The following is a 3,088-nucleotide window of genomic DNA, read 5'->3' as shown; positions in this document are numbered from 1 at the left end:
GGCGCCGGCCTTGCCGATGCCGGTGCCCAGCGCGGTGATGAGCGTGAGGATTTCGTTGCTGGTCAGCAGCTTTTCGTAGCGCGCCTTCTCCACGTTCAGGATCTTGCCGCGCAGCGGCAGAATCGCCTGGAACTTGCGGTCGCGTCCTTGCTTGGCAGAGCCGCCGGCGGAGTCGCCCTCGACGATGTAGATTTCGCACAGCGCCGGGTCCTTTTCCTGGCAGTCGGCCAGCTTGCCGGGCAGGCCCATGCCGTCCAGCACACCTTTGCGGCGCGTCATTTCACGCGCCTTGCGCGCGGCTTCGCGGGCACGCGCAGCCTCCACGATCTTGCCGCAGATGATCTTGGCGTCGTTCGGGCGCTCTTGCAAAAAGTCGGTGAGCAGGCGCGAAACAATGTCTTCCACCGGGCCACGCACTTCGCTGGACACCAGCTTGTCTTTGGTCTGGCTGCTGAACTTGGGTTCGGGCACCTTCACGCTCAGCACGCAGCACAGGCCTTCGCGCATGTCGTCGCCGGTCACTTCGACCTTGGCCTTTTTAGCCAAGTCGTGTTCTTCGATGTATTTGTTGATGACGCGGGTCATGCCCGCGCGCAGGCCGGTCAGGTGGGTGCCGCCGTCGCGCTGCGGGATGTTGTTGGTGAAACAGAGCACCTGTTCGCTGTAAGCGCTGTTCCACTGCATCGCCACTTCCACCCCGATGTTGGTGCCCTGGTCGCTCTGGCGGTCACCGGTGGCGTGGAAGATGTTGGGGTGCAGTATGGTTTTGCCTTTGTTGATGAAACCCACAAAGCCTTGCACGCCGCCCGCGCCCGAGAAGTCGTCTTCTTTGCCGCTGCGTTCGTCTTTCAGGCGGATGCGCACGCCGTTGTTCAGGAACGAGAGTTCGCGCAGGCGTTTGGACAGGATTTCGTAATGGAAATCGCTGTTCTCTTTGAAGATGTCGTAGTCCGGCAGAAAGTGCACCTCGGTGCCGCGCTTTTCGGTCGGGCCGGTCACCCGCATGGGCGAGACTTCCACGCCGTTCACCGAGTCCAGCAGGCGGTTTTGCACGAAGCCGCGCGCAAATTCGATCTGGTGCACCTGGCCTTCGCGGCGGATCGTGAGGCGCAGCCACTGGCTGAGCGCGTTCACGCAAGACACGCCCACGCCGTGCAGGCCGCCCGACACCTTGTAGCTGTTCTGGTTGAACTTGCCGCCCGCGTGCAGTTCGGTCAGCGCGATTTCGGCCGCCGAACGCTTGGGCTCGTGCTTGTCGTCCATCTTCACGCCGGTCGGGATGCCGCGGCCGTTGTCGGTCACGGAAATCGAGTTGTCGGAGTGGATGGTGACCATGATGTCGTCGCAATGGCCAGCCAGCGCTTCGTCGATGGAGTTGTCCACCACCTCGAACACCAGGTGGTGCAGGCCGGTGCCGTCGGACGTGTCGCCGATGTACATGCCCGGGCGTTTGCGCACCGCTTCCAGGCCTTCCAGGATCTGGATCGCGCCTTCGCCGTAACCTTCGCTGGCACCGGCCTGGTTGGCGTCGATGGTGGGCTGGAAGTTGGAGCTTTCGCTGCTGGCCGTGCCGGTGTTGACAGAATCGGCGGGCTTGTTGGCTTCGGACATGGTGGACTTTTCAGAATCGCTAGAAAGGCCAAACCCGCTGATGAGCGGGTCGGGCTTGAGGGGTCGGTGACGGTGGGCGCTCAGATCCGCATCGGCATGACAACGTATTTGAAGGCGTTGTCGTCCGGGTTGGTGACCAGGGCGGAGCTGTTGCCGTCGGAGAGTTCGATGCGCACCATTTCCTGGGTCATGTTTTGCAGCGCATCGATCAGGTAGGTGACGTTGAAGCCGATTTCAATCGCGTCGCCACCGTAGTCGATGTCGAGCTCGTCCACGGCCTCTTCCTGCTCGGCGTTGCTAGACGCCACACGCAGCACGCCGGGCTCGATGTTCAGACGCACGCCTTTGAACTTTTCGCTGGTCATGATGGCGGTGCGCTGCAGCGAAGCCAGCAGCGGCGCCCGGCCCAGCGTCACGATGTTCTTGTGGTTCTTGGGAATCACACGGTTGTAATCGGGGAACTTGCCTTCGACCAGCTTGGTGACGAACTCCATGCCGTCGAAGCTGAACTTGGCCTGGTTGGCGGCGAACTGCATTTCGATCGCGCCTTCTTTGTCGGACAACAGGCGCTGCAGTTCGATCACGGTCTTGCGCGGCAGAATGACTTCTTGCTTGGGCACTTCCACTTCGAGCGCCGACGAGGCAAACGCCAGCCGGTGACCATCGGTGGCCACCAGGCTCAGCTGCTGGCCTTCGGCCACGAACAAAATGCCGTTCAGGTAGTAGCGGATGTCGTGCACCGCCATGGAAAATGACACCTGGCTGAGCAGGCTCTTGAGCGTTTTCTGTGGCACCGAGAACACCGGGCCAAAGCTGGCCGATTCCTGCACCAGCGGAAAATCCTCGGCCTGCATGCTTTGCAGCGTGAAGCGGCTCTTGCCACCTTTGAGCAGCAGCTTGCCGCCGGTGGATTCCAGGCTCACGGTCTGGTCGGTCGGCATGGTGCGCAAGATGTCGATCAGCTTGCGCGCGCCCAGGGTGGTGGCAAAGTTGCCGTCGTCGCCGTCGAGCTCGGCCGTGGTGCGGATCTGGATTTCCAGGTCGCTGGTGGTCAGTTGCACTTGTGCGCCCGTCTTGCGCAGCAGCACGTTGGCCAGGATCGGCAGGGTGTGGCGGCGCTCCACGATGCCCGCGACCGACTGCAGTGCAGCCAAAACTTTGTCCTGGGTCGATTTCAATACGATCATGTCCGACGCTTTCTTATCTGGTTGACGGATACGCCGGGTCTTGTCTCCCCGGTCCTGACTCCAGCACCCCTTCCCGGGTGCAAACAGCCGCTATTTTCGCCTTTTTGCACCCCGCTTCCGCAAAATGCCGCTGGGCCGCGTTTGGGCGTGCATCCGGGGGCGCGGGGCGCCACACCGGTTCAGCCTTTCAGCGTCTGCTCCAGCACGTGCAATTGCTGGTTCAGCTCGGTGTTTTGCTGGCGTTCGGCGCTGATTTTGCGCACCGCGTGCAGCACCGTGGTGTGGTCCCG

At 62.1% G+C, this 3,088-nt stretch carries 2 protein-coding genes; both read right to left on the bottom strand.

Going from position 1 to position 3,088, the window contains the following annotated elements; all coding sequences use genetic code 11:
- A partial coding sequence (locus ABYB95_RS20325) for a DNA gyrase subunit B (RefSeq protein ID WP_372661137.1) occupies positions 1–1,611 on the bottom strand: 1,611 nt, incomplete at its 3' end.
- 80 nt (positions 1,612–1,691) lie between these two features.
- On the bottom strand, positions 1,692–2,798 hold the full coding sequence (gene dnaN, locus ABYB95_RS20320; RefSeq protein WP_372661134.1) for a DNA polymerase III subunit beta: 1,107 nt from the start codon (positions 2,796–2,798) through the stop codon (positions 1,692–1,694).
- Between the last annotated feature and the right edge of the window lie 290 nt (positions 2,799–3,088).

Source organism: Hydrogenophaga sp. (assembly GCF_041633695.1).
GTDB lineage: Bacteria > Pseudomonadota > Gammaproteobacteria > Burkholderiales > Burkholderiaceae_C > Hydrogenophaga.
The sequence above is the reverse complement of the archived record's forward strand: the minus strand, read 5'-3'. Positions and strand labels throughout refer to the sequence as shown.

Coding starts and splice junctions, on each gene's coding strand:
- dnaN (WP_372661134.1), bottom strand. CDS start 2,798: ATGATCGTATTGAAATCGACCCAGGACAAAGTTTTGGCTGCACTGCAG.